Source organism: Dellaglioa sp. CoH-57-MRSF-21, from assembly GCF_056781915.1.
In genome coordinates this window covers 232,937-258,693 of record NZ_JBXAXU010000002.1, presented here as the reverse complement: position 1 = coordinate 258,693, position 25,757 = coordinate 232,937, and the positions used below count along the sequence as shown (strand labels likewise).

The window sequence follows — 25,757 nt, the reverse complement described above, 5'->3', positions numbered from 1 at the left end:
AAGAAGGGGAAGTAAAATGATTACAAATCAGATAGTGATACCAAAATTAGAAGATAGTACTGAAATATTTAATTTAATTAGTCGTAATCGTCTTGAATTAAGTGAGTGGCTTCCATGGGTTAATGCTATGAAATCGATTAATGATGAAATAATTTTTTTAAGAGACTCTTTTAAGGATGAAACTAAATTAATTTTCGCTATAAAAATTAATAAGAATATCGTTGGCATGATTGATTTACATGGAATAGATTTACATATGGGAACTGCTGAGGTTGGTTATTGGTTAGACAAGTCGTATGTAGGACGCGGAATAATGTCAAAGGCCTTAACAGAACTTGAGAAACTAGCTATAAAGGAATATAAGTTAAAAAAATTAAAAATAATACTAGATTTGAATAATATAAAAAGTTTGAAAGTAGCTAAGACTAATAATTATCACTTTATAGAACAAAATGACCAAAATTTAATTTTTGAAAAGAGATTATAGAATTTATGATGGTATATTTATAAATGATATTATTATTTTTTGCTTTTTAATTGCTATTAAGGATATAATTTTAGATAGGTAATGTTGTTTAAATGGCGATTAATTATCTAAAATTATATATCGGGGGTAGGGACATGAAAGATTTAAACGAAAAAGAAATTGAACGATTGAGTAAAAAAAGTATTACTGAGAAAATTATAGATGGCGATTGGTACCAATATTCTAAAGAAGAATGGGCTCAAAAAACTGTTAAAACAAGTGCACAAACTATTTATAAAATAAATAAATTGGCGGCTCATGATACGAATGATGCAGATAAAATGCTTAAAGAATTTTTACCTAATATGGAAAAATCTGCTGAAATATATTTTCCAATTTCAACTATAGAATGGCCGGAAATGTTAAAAATAGGGTCAGGCACATTTATTAATTCTAATTTACAGATTTTAAGTGCAGGACAAATAACAATTGGAGAACACTGTTTCATTGGGCCTAATTGTCAGTTATATACACCTAATCATCATTCTATGGACAAAAATTTACGTCGTGAAGGATGGCAATATGATGCACCAATTACAATTGGTGATGATTGTTGGTTTGGTGGATCAGTGATTGTTTTACCTGGTGTCACGATTGGAAATAATGTCGTCGTTGGTGCTGGTAGTGTGGTAACAAAAGATGTACCTGATAATGTTTTAATCGCAGGTAATCCAGCACGAATTATTAAGACTATTGGTTAGATAAAGTTATGGCGAAAAGTAGCATAATTTAAAAATATTTGGGCAACAAAAAGGAGCTAGAATTTTTCTAGCTCCTTTTTGTTGCTCTTTTAAGGTTTATATGATTAATTTTTGTTCAATAATTAAATGACGGTAGTATAAAAGTGAATTTGGATCAATTCTTAACGTCATCATAATTTCTGAATCTGTCATCGTATTGTTAGTGAGAATAGAAAAACAAATAGCTGACTGGTACAGCAGACGTGGTGAAACATTTGGCGCAATAAATTGTAAATCTTTCTTTAAAAATTTATGTAGACCAGGTAAAGATAATAAAGGTGCTTCAACATTTTTACGCAGTTTTAAAAAGCAATCGTTGGAGTTTTGTAAAATTTGTAGTTGTTTAATATAGGTATTGAATTGCTTCAAAAATAATTCCTCTGTTTCCGTAAATGTTAATTGTTTAAAGCTAACGAAAAAACCAGGTTGTAAGATTTCTGAAATTTTAAAGAAATGCCGTGTCATTAATAAAACAAGTCGAGAATAGTAGCTAATTTCTGAATTTAAAAGATAAGAGTCGAAGTCTATTAACCAATTGAAGGTTATAACAGAATTTGCGATATTTTTTTTCCCTTTTAACATTAATGTTGGAATATGAGTATTTATCTGATGGGTAAATAAATATTTAAAATAACCATTCAGATGCGATAAAACCTTAGTATATGTTGAATTTTTAATATTTCTTTTATCTTGAAGCATAGTTAAATATTGACGAACGTCTGATTCTAAGATAGTTTCAACCATTATTGAATTAGAGAATGCATCATTAAAATTTAGAAGATAGTTAAAAAAATCATGAATATCGTAGTTATATTCTAAAATTGTTGATGGGGACAAAGAGTTGGATTCTAATGATAAATTAAAAGCTTTTTGATAGGGATAATTCATTTAATTGCCTCCTTTAGTAATAAACAATAAGTTACTTTAACTATATCACACTAATAAAGCGCACTGCAAAAATCGCAGTGCGCAAGACCAATCATTTATTAAAGATATTAGTGATATTAGTGATTTTATTCTTTTTTTGTCGATTAAAACTAAACCCTTGTCCCAGTACTTCATTAACACTACTAATTGAAACAAAAGCATTTGAATCCTGGTTTTGTAATATTTCCTTCAACTGATGAAGTTCATTACGGTTGATAACAACATAAATCATTTTTTTATTTTGGCGAGAATAAGATCCCTCACCATTGATGTAACTAACACCTCTGCCTAATTTATCCCAAATTTCATTAGTTATAATTTGATATTGGTCACTAATTATTAAGATGCCAAGTCCAGAATAACTACCTTCAAGAGTGAAGTTAACAATTTTTGAGAAAACATATGAGCTTAGTAGGGTATACATCATATGCCTTAAATCTAAGTAGCTAAGTGATATGACCAAAACAGCAATATCAAGGGCAAGAATTGTCTTACCCATTTGAATACCACGTGTTTTTTCAAAAATTCGAGCCACTACATCAGTTCCACCAGTAGTACCACCAAAACGATATACTAAGCCTGACCCAAGGCCACCAAAAGCACCAGCAAGGATACCTGCTAAAAACAAATCATCATTTACATTAATTTGAATCGGAACACGTTGCCAAATCCATAAGAAAAGAGATAACATTATTGTTCCATATATAGTATAGACTAATGATCGTTTACCTAAAAAACGGTAACCAATAAGGATTAATGGAACATTAATTGCAATTGTTGAATACGCAGGATCAATATGAAACCAATAACGTAAAATTAAAGTAACTCCGGTTATACCACCTTCAGCAAGATGGTTTGTTATATTAACGGTTGCTAATCCAAATGCATAAAAACAACAACCTAACGCAATCATTACTAAATCGATTATTTTAATTCGTTCATTTTTTAAGATTAGTTCTACCCCCTGAAATAAATTCAATATAAATATCATACCATATTATCGATGAATGTCTGCTGACTATCATTTTAAATCTAGTATAAATCTGTTAAACTAGATTGTATTAATTAAAGATGAGGAGGATTACTATGATTAAAGTTTTGGTTGCTGGATTTAAAGGACGAATGGGTGCCACTACAACAAATATGATCTTAGAAAATCCATTATTTGAATTAGTTGGAGTCTATAGTACTACAGCTACAGAAAAAAATATAAATGAAATTACTGACTATAAGACAGAGAATGTCCCAATATTCAATAAGCTAGATGAAATAAACGTAGTTTCCGATGTTTGGATTGATTTTACTGTCCCAAGTGTTGTTTTCGAAAATACTAAATTTGCTATTTCGAAACATATGTCACCAGTTATTGGGACTACGGGTTTATCGGAAAATAATATAGCTGAACTTAAACAATTATGTAAAACAGAAAAATTAGGTGGATTGATTGCTCCTAATTTTGGTATTTCAGCTGTTTTATTAATGCAATTTGCGCAACAAGCTGCTAAGTATTTACCTGACGTTGAAATTATTGAAATGCATCATGATAATAAATTGGATGCTCCAAGTGGTACAGCCTTAAATACCGCAAAATTAATTGCTGAAGTTCGTAAACCTAAAATTCAAGGCAACCCTGATGAAAGAGAAACATTACCAGGTGCGAGAGGTGCAGCCTTTGAAGGCATGAGAATTCATAGTGTCCGTTTACCAGGCTATGTTGCTCATGAACAAGTCTTATTTGGTGGCGAGGGTGAAGCATTAACTATTCGTCAGGACTCATTTGACCGTATTTCATTCATGTCTGGTGTTGCATTAGCTACTGAAAAAATTGGACAATATAAAGAATTACTAGTTGGATTGGAAAATATATTATGATAGTTTCCAATCTTGCGGATGATTTCATTAATGCTGAACCAGTGATTAAAGCCATTGAAAATGCTGGTTTTGAAGCATATTTTGTCGGAGGAAGTGTTAGGGATACTATCTTAGGATTACCAATCCATGATATTGATATTGCCACTAGTGCATACCCTGAGGAAATTAAGGAAATTTTTAATAAGACGGTAGATACAGGTATTCAACATGGGACTGTTATGGTTTTAGATCATGGAGAAGGTTATGAAATCACCACATTTCGAACAGAATCAACTTATCAAGATTTTAGACGTCCAGATCATGTTGAATTTGTACGCTCTTTAGAAGAAGATTTAAAACGTCGTGATTTTACAATCAATGCCTTAGCAATGACACATGATGGACGGATTATTGATTTGTTCAACGGACTACAAGATTTAGAAAATCACATCATTAGAGCTGTTGGCACTGCTGATGAACGTTTTAATGAAGATGCTTTACGAATGATGAGGGCAATTAGATTTGCAAGCCAATTAGATTTCACAATCGAAATGGAAACGAAGAAAGCATTAAATAAACATGCACCACTATTGAAAAAGATTGCTATTGAACGGATTCATATTGAATTTATTAAATTACTGTTGGGAAAAAATCCTCAAATTGGACTTCGACATTTTGTTGAATCAGATTTAGTAAAATATTGTCCCGAATTTAATAATTATTTATCGGAACTAACTGATATGTCAAAAATGCAATCAATTAAACTTACATCAGAAGTAGCTGCTTGGTCGTTAATTATTCATGTTCTAAAGATAACAGAAACTAATATTAATCATTTTCTAATCTCATGGAAAAGTTCAAATGAGTTAATTACACACGTTCAAATAGTTATCAAAGCACTTAACGGTATTATTCATGATTCCGTTAATCGAGAACTGATGTATGAAACTGGATTAGAATTATTATTAATTGCAAATGAAGTTGCAGCAATATTTAATAGTAATTTAGATGCAGAAATGCTGACAGTTGCTTATACTGCACTTCCAATTAAGTCTAAAAAAGACATGGCAATTAATGGACGACAGTTAATAAAAGATGTTGGTATTCAACCAGGTGAAAAATTAGGCCAAATTTTATCCATATTGGAAAATCGTATTTTACTAGAAGAAGTCCCAAACGAATCAACTCAATTATTAAAAGTGGCTAAGCAACTAATGTTAAAATTAGCGTAAAAAAAGAGATTAAATATCATTTAATCTCTTTTTTTACAAAACATGCTTAGTAATACAAATTATAAAAGAGAATCAATTAGATAAGAGAGTGATTACATGCAAACACTGAGGGTAGAACATTTAAAGAAAACATACGGCGAAAAAACATTATTTGATGATTTAAATTTTATTGTTAATGAAAAAGATAGAATCGGATTGATTGGAACTAACGGTTCAGGGAAAACAACGTTATTAAATGCATTAACAGACCTTGACCCAGCTGATTCAGGAGATTTAATTAAACCAAATAACTATCGTATGAGTTATTTAAAACAAATACCAGAATTAAATGATGATATGACAATTATGGAAGCCGCTTTTGAAGGAGCTTCACCTATTTTTGAAACAATTCGTCATTATGAAGCTGTTTTAACAGCCTATAGTGAACATCCTGAAGATGAAAAATTACAGCAACGTTACTCAGATGCGGAAGATCGTATGAATCGTGAAGATGCATGGAATGCCGATAATGACGTTAAAACAATTCTAACGCAATTACAAATAACGGATTTAACACAAAAAGTCTCAACCTTATCTGGTGGACAGAAAAAAAGAGTTGGCTTGGCTCAAGTACTCATACAAGCTCCTGACTTATTAATTCTTGATGAACCAACAAACCATTTGGACTTTAGTTCTATTGAATGGCTAGAAAGTTACCTTAAAACGTACAAAGGAGCTTTAATTGTTGTTACTCATGATCGGTATTTTTTAGATCAAATTGCCAACCAGATTTTAGAACTATCATTTGGTAAATTACACTCGTATGAAGGTAACTATCAAGATTTCGTTGCTCAAAAGGCTGAAAGAGTTGCCCAGGAAGTTACCGCTGAGCATAAAGAACAACAGCTATATAAAAAGGAACTAGCTTGGATGCGTACTGGAGCAAAAGCTAGATCAACAAAACAACAAGCACGAATTAACCGTTTTAACGATTTAAAAGAAAATATGAATTCATTACAAATTGATCAAGATGTTTCAATTGGACTAGGCCAACAGCGGCTTGGTAAAAAGGTTATTGAGCTAAAAGAAGCTAGTTTAGTCTTAGAAAATCATAAAATTATTGATCATTTTAGTGAGTTGATTCAGGCGAGCGATAGAATCGGGATTACCGGTAAAAATGGTGCTGGTAAATCTAGTTTACTAAATGCAATTGCTGGAAAATTACCACTTAACTCTGGCGAATTACTAATGGGCGAAACGGTTAAATTAGGTTATTACCAGCAACAAACTGAACCCATACCTGGCGATAAACGAATGATTAACTATCTAAATGAAATTGGTGAAAATATCGAAAATAAACATGGCGAACGAATAAGTACAACACAACTTTTAGAGCAGTTTCTTTTTCCAAGATCGATGCATGGGACATTAATTAGACAGCTATCCGGTGGTGAAAAAAGAAGACTCTATCTCTTGAAATTACTTATGCAACAACCAAATGTCTTATTACTAGATGAACCTACAAATGATTTAGATATTGGAACATTAACAGTACTTGAAGACTATTTAGAATCTTTTAATGGCGCAGTTATAACTGTCTCACATGATAGATATTTTTTAGATAAAGTTGCAGATCAATTACTTATTTTTGAAGGCGATGCTAAAATTAATCGTTATACTGGATTATTTACATCGTACCTTGCTAAAGAATCACTGGATGATGCCGTATCAATATCAAAAAAAGAAAAAATTATCGAACACGACACCATTTCTGACGATAAATTAAAAGTTAAATTAACTTATGCTGAACAAAAAGAATTTGAAACAATTGAACAGACAATTGATAATTTAGAAGCTAAGAAAGAAAAAGCTGAAAGTGATATGTCGAATATCAATGGCAATGATTTTGTAGCATTAAGTGAACTACAAGTGTCAATTGATAATTTAGATGATGAAATTGAAGAAAAGATGAATCGTTGGGACTATTTAGGTAAATATGCAGAAAAGGGGTAATTTTCGTATGGAAGAAACATATTTGCAACTTGAACGTGATATTTTAATGAACGGAAATGATAAATCTGATCGTACAAAAACGGGAACTAAAAGTCTTTTTGGCTATCAAATGAGGTTTGACTTAAGTCAAGGATTCCCACTACTAACAACTAAAAAAGTACCATTTGGTTTAATTAAGAGTGAGTTACTGTGGTTCTTAAAAGGTGATACTAATATCCAATATTTATTGAAACATAAGAATCATATTTGGGACGAATGGGCTTTTAAAAATTACATTGAAAGTTCTCAGTATATGGGTCCAGATATGACTGATTTTGGACATCGATCACTTTTAGAGACTGATTTTAAAAAAGAATATGAAGTACAGAAAAACCTTTTTTGCGATAAAATTATTGAAGACGATGAATTTGCAAAAAAGTTTGGTGAATTAGGTGACGTTTATGGTAGTCAGTGGCGTAATTGGAAAACTAGACAAGGTGATACGATTGACCAAATTAAAGATGTTATTGAAGCAATCAAAAAAACACCTGATTCTAGAAGATTAATTGTGTCCGCTTGGAACCCAGAAGATGTACCAAATGTGGCATTACCACCTTGCCATACGTTATTTCAATTTTATGTGGCTGATGGTAAATTAAGTTGTCAATTATATCAAAGAAGTGGCGATGTCTTTTTAGGTGTACCATTTAATATTGCAAGTTATGCGTTATTAACTCATCTAATTGCTAAAGAGGTTGGACTTGAAGTTGGTGAATTCATTCACACATTAGGCGATGCCCATATTTACAATAATCATATAGAACAAGTGAAGGAACAACTTTCTCGTGAAGTGCAACCCATGCCAAAATTATGGTTAAATCCTGATAAAAATAGTATTTTTGAATACGATATGACGGATATTAAAATAGAAGACTATAATCCTGCACCACCTATTAAAGCGCCTGTTGCAGTTTAATATTTACTTAAGGAGAGTCAATAATGATTAATTTTATTTGGGCTGAAGACAGTGAACATCATATTGGATATAAGGGTAAGCTACCTTGGTACTTACCAAATGATTTAAAATTTTTTAAGAAAACAACGCTTAATAAGGTCGTTGTTATGGGCAGAAATACATTTGAAAGTTTTCCGGGACTATTACCAAATCGAATTAATATTGTTCTTTCAAGTAAAAACGATTTAGTTGAAACAGATACTCTAAAGATTGTTCATTCAATACCAGAGTTGAATGATTTATTAGAAACATATTCTGAAGATATTTTTGTTATTGGTGGCGCAACATTATTTTCTGAAATGTATGTAAAAGTTAATAGATTGTATCAAACAAAAATTAACGCTACGTTTGATGGTGATGTGATGATGATTCCTATTGATTATACTCATTGGAAATTAATTGAAACGATTCCGGGAATGATTGACAAAAAAAATGTATATGATCATGAATTTAGAATTTATGATAAAAAATAATTAAAAAGCGAAGACATATCCAATACGGATGTGTCTTCGCTTTTTAACTTTAAGTATATAATAAAATAGAAAAAAACATTAATCCTGTACCTAACATCACAAATAAATGCCAAACGACATGTAAGTACTTAACACCGTTTATACTATAAATTCCAGCGCCGATTGTGAACGCAATGCCACCAGAAACAAGTAGCCAGAACCCAATTGTACCGAGGCTATTATAAAGTGGCATCATTGCGCTCAAACAAAGCCAGCCCATAATTAGATAAATGATGGTTGAAATTGTTTTAAAATGACCCAACCAAATTGATTTATAAATAATTCCTAAAACGGTCATCATCCAGATGATTCCGAATAGTGTCCAACCTAATGCCCCACCAACAGAGAGAAGACAATAAGGCGTATAAGTACCTGCTATCAGAATATAGATACTACTATGATCGAAGATTTGAAAAACAGTTCTTGCTCGTGTAAATATTAAACTATGAAATAGGGTAGAAGTTAAGTACAGCAGTACCAAAGATGAACCATATATAGCATACGAGGTAATTTCTAATGCACTACCATTATGAGCACCTTTAATAAGTAAAAAAATCAATCCCGCTATACTTAACCCAAGACCAATACCATGAGTTACCGCGTTTAATACCTCATTTAAGATGAGATACCTTCTACTGTAATTATGTTCCAAAAAAACACCTCAGTCATCAATTTCTATGTGAAATAGACCAGTAATTCTGATATACTAGACATTATAAATAGAAAAGTTTATAGTGACATTATTGTATCATGATTAAAAACTTTTGTTAAGAAAGTGTGGATGAAGAAACATGAAAAAAATTAAAATAATAACGGATTCATCTGTTGGATTAACAGATAATGAAATAAAAGAAAATGACATTAGCATTATACCTCTAAGCGTTATGATTGATGATACTATTTACGTTGAAGGTGAATCAATTACAAATGACGAATTTGAGACTAAAATGGAAACGTCAAAAACGTTACCTAAAACAAGTCAGCCACCAATTGGTACTTTTGTAGAAATGTTTGACAGTCTTGGGGCAGATGGTAGCCAAGTTCTCTCACTTAACATGACTGACCAAATTAGTGGTACAGTTCATACTGCAGAGCAAGCTGCAGAAATGAGTCAATCCGATGTAACCGTTGTTGATACTCGTTCTACTGATCGAGGTATGGCTTTTCAAGTCTTAGCAGCTGCTAAGTTAGCAAATTCAGGTGCATCAATGGATGATATTTTAACAAAAATTTCTGAAATCCGTAAGAATTCAACTCTAAATATGGCCGTTATGACTCTGGATAATCTGGTCAAAGGTGGACGTATATCAAGATTAACTGGTGTTCTTTCAAGTGTTTTAAATATGAAGATTATTTTGGAAATGATTGATGGCGAATTAAAAATTAAAAATAAAGGCCGTGGTATGAAGACGGTTAACAGATTTATTGCAGATTTAGTTGAAGAATTAAAAAGTACACCTAATGTTAAAGCAGTAGGTATTTCTCATGCTGGAAATGAAAAAAAGGCATTTGAAGTTCGCGATTTATTACAAACAGCAGTCCCAAAAGTTGATATTCTAGTTCGACAGACAGCACCTATTATTGCGACGCATGGTGGTCCAGGGGCTTTTGCAGTGATGTTCTACACAGATAAAGACTAATATATTAAATAATTATTTTTAAACTGGTCCAAAAACAGCTGTTTTTGTCCGGTTTTTTTAATTAAATAAAGGAATGATTTTTTGAAATTTTTTAAAAGCTTTTCCATTACTATTTTAAGTATTTTAGTACTAAGTGGTCTTATATTTAGTGGGCTGTGGTTTGCAACCGGCCATTTTTCGAATCATTCTTTAATAACAGTGCCCCATAAAAAAACAGCTCTTAAGCTAGTATCCCTTGGTGATTCTTTAACGCAGGGTGTCGGAGATGAAACGAATAAAGGTGGATTCGTTTCATTAATTACAGAAAAAATAAATACTGATAAAAATATGAAAGTAACTGCCTCTAACTTTGGCTTATCAGGAGATCGAAGTGATCAAATTTATAGCAGATTAAAGAAACAACCCAAAATGCAAAAAACGTTAAAAAAAGCCACTGTTATTACATTAACAGTTGGTGGGAATGACCTATTACAGGTTATACAAAAAAACATTTTATCTAATGATACTGATAAGTTAAATAAAGCTATTGATACTGAAAAAATGACTTATACAAAAAATTTAAATGATTTATTTAAAGAGATTAGAAAATATAATAATAGCGCGCCTATCTACGTTATAGGAGTGTATAACCCATTTTACGTTTATTTCCCCGAAATGAGTAGTATGAAAACGATTGTTAAATCATGGAATAACGTAACCAACAAGGTTGTTAAAAATGATAAAAATAGTTATTTTGTTAGTGTTGAAAAACAGCTTTCTGAAGGACAATATTATGGTAAAACAAGTAAATTAGCCAAGACTTTGGGTAGCTCAGACTTATCTGATTTATCTAGTTTTAATCTTGAAAGTGTCTTGCAAGAAAAAGATGAAAAAAATAACTATATTTCTATAACTGATCATTTTCATCCAAATAAAAAAGGTTATAAAAAAATGACTGATTTGTTGTTCAAATCAATGGAAGAACATCATTTATTTAAATAATGAGGAGAATTATGCCGAAAAGAACAGAAAAAACATCAACCACTTTTAACGCATGGAAAGTTGCGTTTATCATATTATTTTCTTTATTGATTGGCGTACTACTTTATTTTTCCGTTAGTATTATGAACCAATCCCAAGATCAAAAGACACTAACAACTCAAACCACTTCAAAAGCAACAAAAAGAACAGAACTAAGCGTGGAAATGAACAAGGAACAACTTAACGGAACCATTAATTATTATTTAAAATCAATTCAAAAAGGTCAATCAATTAAATATCGGTTTTTAGTAGATAAATCTGCTATATTAATGGGCACAACAAAAATTTTAGGACAAAATATTTCATTCACATTATATTCAGATCCAGTTGTAACAGATGATGGTAATATCTTGTTAAAAGCAAAATCTGTTGCTGTAGGTTCATTACCAGTTCCTAAAAAGTTTATAATGGATTATGTAAAAAATGCATATGATTTACCAAATTGGATTACGATTAATAGCAAAGAACAAACAATTATGCTTAACTTAAAAAAACTAGATATTGAGAATGGTATACAAGCTAGTGCAACCAAAATTGATTTAAAAACGAATGTTTTTAAATTCGATGTTTCTATCCCTTTAAATTAAATGAGGTATCAATTTATGAGACAAACATTTTATCAATTTTTAATGACCGAACGCAATGATCACGGTACGGATGAGGTGTCCCAATTTGCAAATAATGCATTTTATGATCAAAGTTTTCCTAAATTGTCAGATAAGTATGACTTTCTTTCTAATTATCTTGAATTAAATGCAGGATATTTACCTTCAATGACAATTTTTGATGACGCTTGGGCCCGATATTTAGACAAAATGAATTAGTGGGGAATTAAATTATGGAAAAAGATAAAAAAGAAAAACGTTTTAGATTTGGTCGTCATTTTTGGACCTTAATAGGGTCAATTTGTTTATCTTTTATAGTCGGAGCTGCTGCAATGTATTTTTTTGCAATTAGTCAAATTAATACATTAGTTGGGTCATTACAAACGACTAGTTCAGATTTAGCCAAAATTGAGTCTGTTTATTCGGCACTAAATAATTCTTATTATAAAAATATCAGTAAGAAAAAATTAGTCGATGGGGCTATCAATGGTATGGTCGACTCTACTGGAGATAAATTTACGGCCTATTTAGGTAAAGAAGATGCGACTAATTTAAATTCAACTATTTCTAGTAAATTTGTTGGAATCGGTGCTGAAGTCAAAATTAGCAAGAAAAATATTCAGATTGTTTCAGCTATTAAAGGAACACCAGCTAAAAAGGCTGGTTTGAAGACAGATGATATTATCCAAAAAATAGATGGTAAATCTATTTATGGTCTCAGTTTAGAAAAAGCTGTTTCAAAAATTAGAGGTAAAAAAGGAACAATAGTGAAACTAACTATTAAACGTGATTCATCAACATTTAATGTTTCAATAAAACGAGATGATATTCCTGTTAAAACAGTCTATAGTAGTATTTCGAAAAAGAATAAAAAAGTAGGATATATTCAAATTAGTACATTTTCTGAGGATACATCTAACGAAGTCAAATCTGCAGTGAAGTCACTTAGAAAAGATGGCGCTACATCGTTTGTCATTGATGTTCGTGATAATCCAGGTGGCCTTATGGATCAAGCATTAGCGATTGGATCAATGTTCTTAAAAGATGGTCAAACAATTATGCAGGTACAAGGCAAAACGGGTTCTCCTGAAGTATATAAGGCTGGTAAAAAATATGACTCAGGATTTAAAGTCACAGAAAAAACAGCTGTTGTCATTAATAAAGATAGTGCAAGTGCTTCTGAAATTTTAGCAGCCGCACTTAACCAATCTGGTAATGATAAATTAATTGGGTCAACATCTTATGGAAAAGGTACCGTCCAAACAATCAATACCTTTACAGATAAAACAGAATTAAAAGTTACCATTGCTAAATGGCTAACACCTGATGGTTCTTGGATTAATAAAAAAGGGATTAAGCCTACTATTTCAGCTGATTATCCTGCGTATGCTTATTCACCACTAATTAATACTGATAAAACATATAAATATGAAGACGTTACACCTCAAGTTAAAACGATTCAAGTTTACTTAAGCGCACTTAATTATTATAAAGACAAAAATAATGGTTACTTTGGTACATCAACGGTTAATGCAGTAAAAATGTTACAAAAAGAAAATACTTTAACTCAAACGGGCGAAGTTAACAAAGATACTGCTTTAAAAATTGAAACATTAGTTCAGAAAAAAATTTCAAAAAATGATCCTGCCTATGATGCGGCAATTAAATCGTTAACAAATTAATAAAAGACTGAAGAGGGCGAAACTAAATAGCGGAACTCTCTTCTTTTTGTGCACAAATTAAGGTATTCTGATTAAGAGAGTTAAATATAAAGAATTAAGCAAGTTAATTAAAAGTTTACTTGGCTTAACAAGGAGAATTTAAATGACAGTAATCCAATGGTTCCCAGGACATATGGCAAAAGCCTTAAGATTAGTAAAGGAAAAATTAAACTTAGTAGATATCGTACTTGAATTAGTTGATGCAAGATTGCCTGAATCATCTAGAAATCCGCAACTTGAGCAATTACTTGCAACAAAACCTCATATTATGGTTTTAACAAAAAAAGATATGGCCGATCCGAACGTTACTGCACGTTGGCTACAGTACTATGAAAACAAAGGAATTCCGGCAGTTGCAGTAGATAGTCAACACGGACAACTTAACGCTATCGAGAAAAAAATTAACGTTGTTTTAAAAGATAAAATAGCGTTACGAGAAAGTAAAGGTATCCTCCAACAACGAGTTAAGGTAATGTGTATCGGAATTCCGAATGTTGGAAAATCGACGTTACTAAATCATTTGTTAAGTAAAAATGTCGCCATAACTGGAAATAGACCTGGGGTGACAAAAGCACAGCAATGGTTAAAAGCCGGAAAATCAATGTCTCTTTTAGATACACCAGGTATTTTATGGCCCAAATTTGAAGATCAAGAAATCGGTAAACGTCTTGCTTTAACAGGAGCAATAAAAGACTCTTTATATGCAAAAGATGACATTGCATTATACGGGTTAGAACATTTTAAACAAACAAATCCAAAGGCATTACAAGAGAAATATAAATTAACGGATGAACAAATGCAGTTAAGTAATGTTGATTTATTATTAGATTTAACAAAAAAAATGGGTTTCAAAGAAGATTATGATCGTGCGAGTGAGAGAATTATATTTGATATTAGACAAGGTAAACTTGGTCGTTATACCTTAGAAATCCCTCAATTGGGTGGCGAATAGTTGTGACCAAATTTACAATTTCTCAAGTAAAAGAACATTTATTGAATAATCCATCGGATAATTTTATGCAAGAAATAGCTAAAGACTCTCGCAAAGGAGTTATTAAGCTTTTAATCCAATATAATAATAGACAAAAAAAACTAGTTGAACACCAAGAATTATTTAATCGTAGGTTAGTAATAGAAAGAGACCTATGGCAGAATGGTATTCCTTACATCGCTGGTATTGATGAGGTTGGAAGAGGACCGTTAGCTGGTCCAGTTGTTAGTGCAGCAGTTATTTTACCTCATAATTTCAATCTAATTGACGTGAATGATTCGAAAAAATTATCTGCATCTATGCGTGAAGCATTATACGTTGAAATATTAGCTACAGCTGTTTCAGTTGGTATATCTGTGATAAATAATCAAACAATTGATGAAGTTAATATATATCAAGCATCAAGAATTGCTATGTTAGAAGCTGTTAATTCATTGGACGTGAAACCACAACAATTATTGATTGATGCTATGACGATTGATAGCGATATTCCGCAGGAAAGTTTCATTAAAGGCGATTCTAAAAGTGCTAGTATTGCTGCTGCTAGTATCGTTGCTAAGGTTTACCGAGATCATCTCATGAACTTTTACAATGAATTATATCCAGGATACGATTTCAATCATAATGATGGATATGGAACTAAAAAACATTTAGCAGGACTTAGCAAATTAGGAGTCACTCCAATTCATCGTCGAACATTTGAACCAATTAAATCTATTCTAAAAAAATAATGAAATAAATTGCGTACCTTATTAGTATTAATGACTAATAAGGAGAAACAATGACAATAAGAGACACTTTAATTAAACTTAGACTATGTTCTGAAATAACGTATATTGGCGAAAATAAAATTTTTGATTGGTTACAACAGAATCCAAGTTGTACTGATTTAACTCTAGATGTAATTAAATCCATTTTAAATTTAAATAGTAAAAAAATAGCTAGTTTCAGTAAAGCTTACACTAGTATTTCATTGAAAAATGAGGTTATTACCAATAAGTTACATTCAACAATTGTGACTATTATTGATGAGGACTATCCGTATCGACTAAAAGAATGCTATCGACCACCAATTGTTCTTTTTATGCGAGGAAATACGCAATTATTAAATCGACAATCACTTGCTGTTGTTGGTGCTCGGCAAAGAACTGACTACTCAATAGAAGTAATACGATTATTATTACCAAATAGTATCCAAAATGATAAGGTAATTTTAAGCGGATTAGCAGCCGGCGTTGATACCTTGGCACACCAATTTACAATAGCTAACGGAGCAGATACAATTGCTGTTATTGGGACAGGTTTAAATATTTATTATCCAAAAATTAATGAAGATTTACAAATTGAAATTAGCAAAAAGGGACTTTTATTATCTGAGTACGGACTGAATACAGGACCACAACGTAATCATTTCCCTGAAAGAAATCGAATTATTGCAGGCCTTTGTGAATGCTTATTAGTTACAGAGGCTAAACACCATAGTGGTAGTCTTATAACTGCCAATTTAGCATTGCAAGAAAATCGCACAGTACTAGCTGTACCCGGATCAATTATTAGTCCTCTTTCACTTGGGTGTAATGAACTAATAATAGCCGGTGCAATGCCGATTATTAACGGTGAACAGATACTTGCAGAGTTCTATGAAAACTAGTTACGCTTGACAAGTCTCTCTAATATGCTTTAAGATTACTAACGATTTTAAAAATGTTATTGCTTACAATATAAATACTACGAAGGAGTTCAATTATGCCAGTAACCAAAAAGAAAAAGAGAACGCCGGCAAAAAAAAATCTAGTTATTGTTGAATCACCTTCTAAGGCTAAAACAATTGAAAAATACCTAGGCAGCAACTACCATGTTGTCGCTAGTCTTGGACATATTAGAGATTTACCACGAAGTAAAATGGGAGTTGACGTTGAAAACAACTATGATCCTCATTACATTTCAATTCGTGGTAAAGGCGATGTTATTAAAAGTTTAAAAAAAGAAGCTAAAAAAGCTAAAAATGTTTATCTAGCAGCCGATCCTGATCGTGAAGGCGAGGCAATTGCATGGCATTTATCTCATATTTTAGATTTAGATATCACGGACAAAAATCGTGTTGTTTTTAATGAAATTACAAAAGATGCAGTTAAAAATGCTTTTAATGATCCTAGATCAATTGATATGAATTTAGTTGATGCACAACAAGCTCGCCGTATTTTAGATAGATTAGTTGGTTATTCAATTAGTCCTTTATTATGGGCTAAAATAAAAAAAGGCTTAAGTGCTGGTCGAGTTCAGTCTATTGCTTTGAATTTAATTATTGATAGAGAAAAAGAAATTCGTGCATTTATACCAGAGGAATACTGGACTATTGATTCTGAATTTAAAAAAGGTAAAGAGAAATTTGATGCAGCTTTTTATGGTATTAAGGGAAAGAAAAAAGCACTTCATGATAATGAAGATGTTAAAAAAGTAATGGCATTAATTGATACAAAACAAGATTTTGATATCACCGCTGTCACAAAAAAAGAACGTAAAAGATTTCCAGCTTTACCATTTACTACAAGTACAATGCAACAAGATGCTAATAGAAAATTAAACTTTCGTACAAGAAAAACGATGATGGTTGCACAACAATTATATGAAGGAATTCATCTCGGAAAACAGGGTACTGTTGGTTTAATCACTTACATGCGTACCGACTCGACTCGTGTATCTACGACTGCCAAACATGAAACTGCTCAATTTTTACACGAAAAGTATGGTGAAGATTATGCAGCTATTAAGCCACGCAAAGGTAAATTACAAGAAGGTGCACAGGACGCACATGAAGCAATTAGACCTTCCTCTGTTTTACGTACACCTGCTTCAATGAAGGATTATTTAAGTAATGATCAAATGAAGTTATATAAATTAATTTGGTCGCGATTTGTTGCCAGTCAAATGACACCAGCTGTAATGGATACAATGTCTGTATCTATTGAACAAAATGGCGTTACTTATCATACTTCTGGGTCAAAGACTAAGTTTGCAGGTTATACAAAAATTTATGAGGATAACAAAAAGACTGATAATATTTTACCGGATTTAAAAGTTGGCGATCATGTTAAGTTAGCTAAAAATCAGCCTAACCAACATTTTACTCAGCCACCTGCTAGATTCACTGAAGCAAATTTAATTAAAACACTTGAAGAAAATGGTGTTGGACGTCCATCAACGTATGCACCAACCTTGGATACTATTCAACGTCGATATTATGTGAAATTAATTGCTAAGCGTTTTGAACCAACTGAACTGGGTGAAATTGTAGATGATATGATTGAAGCTTATTTTAGTGATATTGTGAATGTTAAATTTACTGCTGAATTAGAAAAAGGTCTTGATAACATTGAAGTCGGAGACGAAAATTGGGTTAAAGTTGTTGATGATTTTTATAAACCATTTTCAAAAAATGTTGAACATGCCCAAGAAACAATTGAGAAAGTTCAAATTAAAGATGAACCAGCTGGATTTAATTGTGAAATTTGTGGGTCACCGATGGTTATTAAGATGGGCCGATATGGTAAATTTTTTGCATGTACGCGTTTTCCAGATTGTCGTAATACAAAAGCAATCGTTAAAGAAATTGGTGTAACTTGTCCATTGTGTCAGCAAGGGGAAGTAATTGAACGTAAATCTAAACGAAATCGTTTATTCTATGGTTGCTCAAGATACCCAGATTGTGAATTCGTATCATGGGATAAACCTATTGGTCGCGAATGTCCAAAATGTCAACATTATTTAATTGAGAAAAAAGTAAAAGGTGGAAAACAAGTCAAATGTAGTAATTGTGACTATGAAGAAGCGGTTCAAAAATAATTGAATCTAACTAGCAGGGGGATTATATAATGGAAAATACTAGCGTTAATGTAATCGGTGCTGGTCTTGCCGGTAGTGAAGCTGCATGGCAGATTGCCAAGCGAGGAGTTCATGTTAATTTATACGAGATGCGCCCTATCAAAATGACACCAGCGCATCATACTGAGAATTTTGCTGAACTAGTTTGTACGAATTCTTTAAGAGCTAATCAAATTACGAATGCCGTTGGTCTTTTGAAGGAAGAGATGAGACAGTTAGATTCAGTTATTATGAAGTCAGCTGACCATAATGCAATTCCGGCTGGCGGTGCGCTAGCCGTTGACCGTGATAAATTTTCTGGTGAGATAACTGATTTAGTTAAAAATCATGAAAATATTACGGTTATCAATGAAGAGTTAACTGAACTACCAAAAGGTCCAACAATTGTTGCGACAGGTCCTTTAACATCATCAGGTTTAGCAGAATCAATTAAACAATTAAATGGTAGTGAGGGACTTTATTTTTATGATGCAGCTGCACCAATTTTAGAAAAATCATCATTAAATATGGATAAAATCTACTTAAAATCACGATATGATAAAGGTGATGCTGCATACCTTAATTGTCCAATGACTAAAGAGGAATTTATAACCTTTTATAAGGCACTAATAGGGGCCGAAACTGCTGAAATGCATGATTTTGAAGATGAAAAATTTTTCGAAGGTTGTATGCCAATTGAAGAAATGGCTAGAAGAGGCGCTAAAACAATGTTATTTGGCCCTTTAAAACCAGTTGGATTAGAAGACCCTAAGACTGGTAGAACACCTTTTGCCGTTGTCCAATTGCGTCAAGACAATGCAGTCGGTGACTTATACAATATTGTTGGTTTCCAAACGCATCTTAAATGGGGCGAACAAAAGAATGTTTTCTCACTAATTCCAGGTTTAGAAAATGTTGAATTTGTTCGTTATGGTGTTATGCATCGTAATACATTTATGCGTTCTCCTGATACACTGGAACCAACATATCAGTCTAAATTTAGAAATGATTTATTTTTTGCTGGTCAAATGACAGGTGTTGAAGGCTATGTAGAAAGTGCTGCAAGTGGATTATTAGCAGGGATCAATGCCGCACATCTTGTTTTAGGAGAAGAGCTAGTCGTACTTCCTAAAACAACTGTGATGGGAGCTATGGCCCATTATATAACACATGCCAGTGGTAAACATTTTCAGCCGATGAATGCTAACTTTGGTATTATCCCTAAATTAGGCACAAAAATTCGAGATAAACAAGAAAAAAATCAAGCGGTTGCAAATCGTGCTCTAGAGCATTTAGCAATTGTTAAACCAAGTCTTTAAATATTTATGAAATATCTGATAAAATAATTGAGTTATACTTCATTGTTGTGCTACAGTAGTAGCGTTCAATGAAGTTTTTTTATACAATAAATGAGTAACATGGAGGAGTTTATTATGGCAACTGTTTCATTTCATGCAACAACAATTTGTGCCGTTAAGCATAATGGTCACTGTGCAATGGCCGGTGATGGCCAAGTCACAATGGGTGAAAAAGTTATTATGAAGGGGACTGCTAGAAAAGTTCGTCGCATATATAACGATCAAGTAGTTGTTGGTTTCGCTGGTAGCGTTGCCGACGCATTTAATCTTGAAGAACGATTTGAAAAAAAATTAAATGAATTTAGTGGTAATTTACAACGTGCAGCAGTTGAATTAGCTCAGGATTGGCGTAGTGAACAATCCTTACAAAAATTAGAAGCACTTTTGATTGTAATGAACAGTAATGAAATGTTATTAGTTTCTGGTAGTGGAGAAGTAATTGAACCTGACGATGACATTTTAGCAATCGGATCTGGCGGAAATTTTGCTTTGTCTGCTGCAAAGGCACTTAAGCATCATACAACTGATATGTCAGCTAAAGAAATTGCTGAGGCATCAATTAATATTGCCGGTGATATTGATATTTTTACTAACCATCATGTCATCTCAGAAGAATTATAGAAAGCGGGTAAATTTATGACTATAAGTGATAAAACACCAAAACAGATTGTTACAGAACTAGATCAATACGTTATCGGTCAAAATGATGCAAAAAAGGCCATTGCTGTTGCATTACGTAATAGATATCGTCGGATGCAACTTTCTGAATCAATGCAAAAAGATGTTACACCTAAAAATTTAATGATGATTGGGCCAACTGGTGTAGGTAAAACTGAAATTGCTCGTCGTTTGGCAACAATGCTTGAAGCACCATTTATTAAAGTTGAAGCAACAAAATTCACTGAAGTTGGTTACGCTGGACGTGATGTTGAATCAATGGTACGTGACTTGGTTGACGTGTCAATTAAATTAGAAGAAGATGCTCAATATGGCCGTGTTTCAGGCGCAGCTGAACGTATGGCTGATAAACGACTTGTAAAACTTCTAGTTCCAGGTATTAAAAAACAAAAAAAAGCCGAGAATGTTAATCTTATGCAAATGATGTCTCAAATTCAAAAAGGTCAAATACCTGCCGGATTAGATGCAAAAGATGAAGAGGAGGTCACTGACGACATTAGAAATGAACGACTATCTGTATCGGAACAACTAAGTCGTGGTTTATTAGAAAATAACGAAGTGACAATTAAAGTTGATGAACCTAAACAGCCTTCTGGTATGAATGGCATGATGGGACAAATGGGCATCGACTTAGGAGATACCTTAAGTGCATTAACACCAACACGCCAAGTAGAAAGAACGTTAACCGTAGCAGAAGCCCGTAAAATTTTAATTCGTGAAGAATCAAAAAAATTAGTTAATGTAGCAGATATCAATCAAGCTGCAATTGAACGTGCTGAAAACACTGGAATTATTTTTATTGATGAAATTGATAAAATTACTTCAAAATCTCAAAAAAATAGTGGTGAAGTTTCTAGAGAAGGCGTACAACGTGATATTTTACCAATTGTTGAAGGCTCTCAAATTTCAACTAAATATGGTGTTATTAATACTGATCATATCTTGTTTATTGCATCAGGTGCTTTTCATGAAAGTAAACCTAGCGATTTAATTGCTGAACTTCAAGGTCGTTTCCCAATTCGAGTTGAATTAGATGATTTGAGCCAAGCAGATTTTGTTAAAATTCTTACAGAACCTCATAATGCCTTAATTAAACAATATATTGCTTTAATTGGCACTGATAATATTAATGTGACATTTACAATTGAAGCAATTGAGAAAATATCTGAAATTGCTTACAACGTTAACCACGATACTGAAAATATTGGTGCACGCAGACTGCATACAATTCTTGAAAAATTACTTGAAGATTTACTATTTGAGGGTCCAGATATGCAAATGGGTGACATAACAATTACTGAAAGTTATGTTGAAGACAAAATTGGTAACATCGTTGCTGATAAAGATCTTAGTCGTTATATTTTATAGGATAGGGTGAACTAAAATGACAGTTGAACTTAAAAATGATTTCATCACAGTCAAAATTGCTGAACAAGGTGCTGAATTAATCAGTATTACCGGAAATGACACATCTATTGAATATATTTGGCAAGCAGATAAACAATACTGGGGTAGACATGCCCCAGTATTGTTTCCATTTGTTGGGCGTTTAAAAAATGATGAATATGCGTATGATCATAAAACATATAAAATGGGTCAACATGGCTTTGCCCGTGACATGCTTTTTACAGTGGTTTCTAAAAGTAAAACATCAGTTGTTCTGGAATTAGGTTCATCCCCAGAAACAATCTCAAAGTATCCGTTTAATTTTAGATTGAGATTACATTACATTTTAACTAATCATCAAATAAAAGTAATTTACGATGTTTATAACCCCGATGAAAATCCTTTGTTATTTTCTATCGGAGGACACCCAGCATTTAACGTACCACTTAAAAATGCTTATTTAAATCTAGAAAATTATCAAATTGAAGTGGCACCAAATGTTGAAAGACGTCAAATTCCACTAGTTGGACCTTTTAGCGATATCGAAAATGCAAAATCAGTTAAGTTCAACGAACCTATTAAGTTATCTCGCGAAACATTCAAAAATGATGCCTTAATTTACGAATTGAAACAACTAGAAACGACTATCTTACTTTCAACACCTGAAGATGATCATGGTGTTTCCGTGACATTAAATGGTGCAGATTACGTTGGTATCTGGTCGAAATATCCTGAAAATTCACCATTTGTTTGTATTGAACCATGGTGGGGAGTAGCTGATAATATTGAATCTACTGGTAATTTATCAGATAAAAGTAATATTTATACGTTAGAAAAAAATAAATCGTTCGAAGGTTCGTATGAAATCACAGTATTTTAAAAAAAAAATCGATGAAATAATCATCGATTTTTTTTATTTCGTAAATATAATCCAAGACCAAAAGGTACCATACTCTCAGTACCATTTAAAATACGTTTTATGTTGTCTCTATGTTTATAAATAACAAATATAGTCAAAATACCTGCAATACTAGTTAATAACCAATCTTGAAATAATATCGCTGTTATCGTAATACCAATAAATCCAATGACACTTGCAACACTTACCATACTCGTTAAAAGTATTAAAGAAATAAACATGGTACAAGCGATAAGAAAAAATAGCGGATTATACGGTAATAAAATACCCGCACCAGTAGCAACTGCCTTACCACCTTTAAATCCAGTAAATATTGAGAATGTATGTCCAGCTACTGCACCTACACCAATTAGTAAAGGACTAACGGTTGATGCGACCCCAAACATATAAGGGAGGCTTGCAGCTATAATTCCTTTTGATATATCCATCACTAAGACAACAGTCCCTGCTTTTGGTCCAAGAACTCGATAAGTATTAGTTGTACCAACATTACCACTACCAAAATTTCTGATATCCTTTTGATAAAAATATTTTCCAATCCAAACCCCTGATGGAATTGATCCTAAAATATAAGCGATAATCAACATTAATATGATTGTACCCATGATAATTCACTCCTTTCAGCCAGTAAATCCAATAAGTAGTATTTTAACATTCTTTTAAGAAGACACCAAAATTTTTTATAAAATAGAACATCTATTCGGATTTCTCTTTACATTTTAAAAAAGAATAGGTTATTATAGTAACGTTACTGTAGGAATACAGAGTAAGGGGCGTTTAACTGAATGACTAATCAAAATAAAACAAAATACAATGATGATTCAATTCAAGTTCTTGAAGGACTAGAAGCAGTTAGAAAACGACCTGGTATGTATATTGGGTCGACAGATGGCAAGGGATTACATCATCTTGTCTACGAGATTGTTGATAACGCAGTTGATGAAGCCTTGTCAGGATATGGTTCACAAATCGACGTTACAATCCACAGTGATAACAGTATTACTGTTGTAGATTATGGTCGTGGTATGCCTATTGGTATGCATGCATCAGGAATACCAACTGTTGAAGTTATCTTCACTGTCTTACATGCTGGTGGAAAATTTGGCCAAGGCGGATATAAAACGTCTGGTGGACTACATGGCGTTGGCGCAAGTGTCGTTAACGCATTATCTTCATCATTAACAGTTGATACCGTTCGTGATGGTATTCGTTATGAAGAAAAGTTTAAAAATGGTGGGCATCCAGTTGGGACTTTAAAAAAATTAGGTGCAACTAAACGAGCAAATGGAACAACAGTAACTTTTAAACCCGATGAAAGTATTTTTTCAACTACAATTTATAAGTATGATATTTTAGCTGAAAGATTAAAAGAGTCTGCCTTTTTATTACGTGGTGTCAAAATTGTTTTAACAGATGAAAGAACTGATAAACAAGATATCTATCATTTTGAAGAAGGTATTAAAGAATTCGTTGCTTATTTAAACGAAGACAAAGATACACTTGGCGAAGTGATGTATTTTGATGGCATTAAAGATAAAATTGAAGTAGAAGTTGCAGCACAATATAATGATGGCTACTCAGAAAACTTAATGTCCTTTGTTAATAACGTTCGGACAAAAGATGGTGGTACACATGAAGCAGGAATGAAGTCTGCTTGGACAAAAGCATTTAACGAATATGCCAGAAAATTAGGTCTTTTAAAAGATAAAGATCGTAATTTAGAAGGTAGTGATGTTCGAGAGGGCCTTTCAGGAGTCATTTCAGTGCGAATACCTGAAGAGTTATTGCAATTCGAAGGACAAACGAAGGGTAAATTAGGTACACCCGAAGCAAGATCTATCGTCGATAGCGTTCTGAGTGAAAAACTTGGGTTTTATTTGATGGAAAATGGTGAGTTTGCACAAGAACTTGTTAGAAAATCAATTAAAGCTAGAGAGGCTCGAGAAGCAGCTCGTAAGGCTCGTGATGATTCAAGAAATGGGAAAAAGAAAAAGAAAAATGATCGCTTATTATCTGGGAAATTAACACCTGCACAATCGAAAAACGCTAAGAAAAATGAGTTGTTTTTAGTCGAAGGTGATTCTGCCGGTGGTTCAGCTAAACAAGGTCGTGAACGCAAATTCCAAGCCATTCTACCTTTACGTGGTAAGGTATTGAATACTGAAAAGGCAAAATTACAAGATATTTTAAAAAATGAAGAAATTAATACAATGATTTATACAGTTGGCGCAGGTGTTGGTGCTGAATTTAAGCTCGAAGACAGTAACTACGATAAAATTATTATCATGACTGATGCTGATACTGATGGTGCGCACATCCAAACCTTATTATTGACATTTTTCTATAAATATATGCGTCCACTAATTGATGCTGGGAAAATCTATATTGCTTTACCACCTTTATATAAAATTCAAAAAGGAACGGGTAAAAAAATAGAGAGTATCTATGCTTGGACCGATGAAGAGCTTGATAAAGCAACAACAAAAATTGGACGTGGTTACAACCTACAACGATTTAAAGGTCTGGGCGAAATGAATGCAGATCAATTATGGGAAACAACTATGGATCCAATGACAAGAACTTTAGTTAGAATTCGAATTGATGATCCTGCACTTGCTGAAAAAAGAGTGACAACCTTAATGGGCGACAAGGTAGAACCTCGTCGAAATTGGATTGAAGAAAATGTTCAATTTTCACTTGAAGAGGACGGTAGTATCCTTGATAAGGTATCAAGTAAACAAGTTACTGATTTAAAAAATGAAGAAGATTTAACATTATTTGAAGATCAAACAACGACTGACTAA

At 32.6% G+C, this 25,757-nt stretch carries 25 protein-coding genes; 21 read left to right on the top strand and 4 right to left on the bottom strand.

The annotated features are described in order from the left end of the window. Window positions 1-16 precede the first annotated feature (16 nt). Window positions 17-487: a GNAT family N-acetyltransferase gene (locus AC1RPQ_RS03200; RefSeq protein ID WP_481761341.1), complete on the top strand. Its 471-nt coding sequence runs from the start codon at window positions 17-19 to the stop codon at window positions 485-487. 134 nt (window positions 488-621) lie between these two features. Next, window positions 622-1,227 (top strand): sugar O-acetyltransferase, encoded by a 606-nt coding sequence (locus AC1RPQ_RS03195; RefSeq protein ID WP_481761340.1) that lies wholly within the window; start codon window positions 622-624, stop codon window positions 1,225-1,227. Window positions 1,228-1,323: 96 nt separating this feature from the next. Here the strand turns inward: AC1RPQ_RS03195 and AC1RPQ_RS03190 are convergent, their stop codons facing one another. Together AC1RPQ_RS03190 and AC1RPQ_RS03185 are read right to left on the bottom strand one after the other, a co-directional pair. Continuing rightward, the gene (locus AC1RPQ_RS03190) at window positions 1,324-2,154 is read right to left on the bottom strand and encodes a site-specific integrase (protein WP_481761339.1); all 831 of its coding nucleotides are present in this window, start codon (window positions 2,152-2,154) and stop codon (window positions 1,324-1,326) included. A gap of 91 nt (window positions 2,155-2,245) precedes the next feature. After that, entirely contained in the window at window positions 2,246-3,106 is an 861-nt protein-coding gene (locus AC1RPQ_RS03185) for a YitT family protein (RefSeq protein WP_481761410.1), read from the bottom strand. 173 nt (window positions 3,107-3,279) lie between these two features. On the opposite strand from AC1RPQ_RS03185, the gene dapB reads away from it, so the two are divergent. The 5 genes from dapB to AC1RPQ_RS03160 all read left to right on the top strand — a co-directional run bounded on the left by dapB (window position 3,280) and on the right by AC1RPQ_RS03160 (window position 8,735). Then, window positions 3,280-4,065 carry a 4-hydroxy-tetrahydrodipicolinate reductase gene (gene dapB, locus AC1RPQ_RS03180; protein ID WP_409022516.1) on the top strand — a complete coding sequence of 262 codons (786 nt, stop codon included), beginning with the start codon at window positions 3,280-3,282 and terminating at the stop codon, window positions 4,063-4,065. Beyond that, window positions 4,062-5,276: a CCA tRNA nucleotidyltransferase gene (locus AC1RPQ_RS03175; RefSeq protein WP_481761338.1), complete on the top strand. Its 1,215-nt coding sequence runs from the start codon at window positions 4,062-4,064 to the stop codon at window positions 5,274-5,276. Before dapB ends, AC1RPQ_RS03175 begins: the two co-directional genes overlap by 4 nt. Window positions 5,277-5,372: 96 nt before the next feature. Further along, window positions 5,373-7,268 (top strand): ABC-F family ATP-binding cassette domain-containing protein, encoded by a 1,896-nt coding sequence (locus AC1RPQ_RS03170; RefSeq protein WP_481761337.1) that lies wholly within the window; start codon window positions 5,373-5,375, stop codon window positions 7,266-7,268. A 7-nt stretch (window positions 7,269-7,275) separates the two neighbouring features. Continuing rightward, the gene (locus AC1RPQ_RS03165) at window positions 7,276-8,223 is read left to right on the top strand and encodes a thymidylate synthase (RefSeq protein WP_481761336.1); all 948 of its coding nucleotides are present in this window, start codon (window positions 7,276-7,278) and stop codon (window positions 8,221-8,223) included. Between the two features lie 23 nt (window positions 8,224-8,246). Next, the gene (locus AC1RPQ_RS03160; protein WP_481761335.1) at window positions 8,247-8,735 is read left to right on the top strand and encodes a dihydrofolate reductase; all 489 of its coding nucleotides are present in this window, start codon (window positions 8,247-8,249) and stop codon (window positions 8,733-8,735) included. 49 nt (window positions 8,736-8,784) lie between these two features. On the opposite strand, the gene trhA is transcribed toward AC1RPQ_RS03160, so the two are convergent. Next, window positions 8,785-9,426, bottom strand: coding sequence for a PAQR family membrane homeostasis protein TrhA (gene trhA, locus AC1RPQ_RS03155; protein ID WP_481761334.1), 642 nt, complete (start codon window positions 9,424-9,426; stop codon window positions 8,785-8,787). A 139-nt stretch (window positions 9,427-9,565) separates the two neighbouring features. On the opposite strand from trhA, the gene AC1RPQ_RS03150 reads away from it, so the two are divergent. The 13 genes from AC1RPQ_RS03150 to AC1RPQ_RS03090 all read left to right on the top strand — a co-directional run bounded on the left by AC1RPQ_RS03150 (window position 9,566) and on the right by AC1RPQ_RS03090 (window position 22,914). Continuing rightward, complete coding sequence (locus AC1RPQ_RS03150; protein ID WP_481761333.1) at window positions 9,566-10,414, top strand: DegV family protein; 849 nt, start codon at window positions 9,566-9,568, stop codon at window positions 10,412-10,414. 81 nt (window positions 10,415-10,495) lie between these two features. Continuing rightward, complete coding sequence (locus AC1RPQ_RS03145) at window positions 10,496-11,395, top strand: SGNH/GDSL hydrolase family protein (RefSeq protein ID WP_481762178.1); 900 nt, start codon at window positions 10,496-10,498, stop codon at window positions 11,393-11,395. 11 nt (window positions 11,396-11,406) lie between these two features. Next, window positions 11,407-12,021, top strand: coding sequence for a YpmS family protein (locus AC1RPQ_RS03140; protein ID WP_409022524.1), 615 nt, complete (start codon window positions 11,407-11,409; stop codon window positions 12,019-12,021). A 15-nt stretch (window positions 12,022-12,036) separates the two neighbouring features. Beyond that, the gene (locus AC1RPQ_RS03135; protein WP_409022525.1) at window positions 12,037-12,258 is read left to right on the top strand and encodes a YozE family protein; all 222 of its coding nucleotides are present in this window, start codon (window positions 12,037-12,039) and stop codon (window positions 12,256-12,258) included. A gap of 14 nt (window positions 12,259-12,272) precedes the next feature. Beyond that, complete coding sequence (locus AC1RPQ_RS03130; protein ID WP_481761331.1) at window positions 12,273-13,721, top strand: S41 family peptidase; 1,449 nt, start codon at window positions 12,273-12,275, stop codon at window positions 13,719-13,721. A gap of 142 nt (window positions 13,722-13,863) precedes the next feature. Further along, window positions 13,864-14,712 (top strand): ribosome biogenesis GTPase YlqF, encoded by an 849-nt coding sequence (ylqF, locus tag AC1RPQ_RS03125; protein WP_481761330.1) that lies wholly within the window; start codon window positions 13,864-13,866, stop codon window positions 14,710-14,712. Between the two features lie 2 nt (window positions 14,713-14,714). Then, window positions 14,715-15,482 carry a ribonuclease HII gene (locus AC1RPQ_RS03120; RefSeq protein ID WP_481761329.1) on the top strand — a complete coding sequence of 256 codons (768 nt, stop codon included), beginning with the start codon at window positions 14,715-14,717 and terminating at the stop codon, window positions 15,480-15,482. A 50-nt stretch (window positions 15,483-15,532) separates the two neighbouring features. Then, entirely contained in the window at window positions 15,533-16,402 is an 870-nt protein-coding gene (gene dprA, locus AC1RPQ_RS03115; RefSeq protein ID WP_481761328.1) for a DNA-processing protein DprA, read from the top strand. A 95-nt stretch (window positions 16,403-16,497) separates the two neighbouring features. Next, window positions 16,498-18,594 (top strand): type I DNA topoisomerase, encoded by a 2,097-nt coding sequence (gene topA / locus AC1RPQ_RS03110; protein ID WP_481761327.1) that lies wholly within the window; start codon window positions 16,498-16,500, stop codon window positions 18,592-18,594. A 29-nt stretch (window positions 18,595-18,623) separates the two neighbouring features. Beyond that, window positions 18,624-19,931, top strand: a complete 1,308-nt coding sequence (gene trmFO / locus AC1RPQ_RS03105) for an FADH(2)-oxidizing methylenetetrahydrofolate--tRNA-(uracil(54)-C(5))-methyltransferase TrmFO (RefSeq protein WP_481761326.1) — start codon at window positions 18,624-18,626, stop codon at window positions 19,929-19,931. Window positions 19,932-20,045: 114 nt separating this feature from the next. Then, window positions 20,046-20,591 carry an HslVU peptidase proteolytic subunit gene (gene hslV / locus AC1RPQ_RS03100; RefSeq protein ID WP_409022532.1) on the top strand — a complete coding sequence of 182 codons (546 nt, stop codon included), beginning with the start codon at window positions 20,046-20,048 and terminating at the stop codon, window positions 20,589-20,591. A gap of 15 nt (window positions 20,592-20,606) precedes the next feature. After that, window positions 20,607-22,016, top strand: a complete 1,410-nt coding sequence (gene hslU, locus AC1RPQ_RS03095; protein ID WP_409022533.1) for an ATP-dependent protease ATPase subunit HslU — start codon at window positions 20,607-20,609, stop codon at window positions 22,014-22,016. A gap of 16 nt (window positions 22,017-22,032) precedes the next feature. Beyond that, window positions 22,033-22,914, top strand: a complete 882-nt coding sequence (locus tag AC1RPQ_RS03090) for an aldose 1-epimerase family protein (protein ID WP_481761325.1) — start codon at window positions 22,033-22,035, stop codon at window positions 22,912-22,914. A gap of 20 nt (window positions 22,915-22,934) precedes the next feature. Here AC1RPQ_RS03090 and plsY read toward each other — a convergent pair whose 3' ends face one another. Continuing rightward, window positions 22,935-23,558 (bottom strand): glycerol-3-phosphate 1-O-acyltransferase PlsY, encoded by a 624-nt coding sequence (gene plsY, locus AC1RPQ_RS03085; RefSeq protein ID WP_481761324.1) that lies wholly within the window; start codon window positions 23,556-23,558, stop codon window positions 22,935-22,937. Between the two features lie 180 nt (window positions 23,559-23,738). Here plsY and parE point away from each other — a divergent pair, with 180 nt between their 5' ends. Continuing rightward, complete coding sequence (gene parE, locus AC1RPQ_RS03080; RefSeq protein WP_481761323.1) at window positions 23,739-25,757, top strand: DNA topoisomerase IV subunit B; 2,019 nt, start codon at window positions 23,739-23,741, stop codon at window positions 25,755-25,757.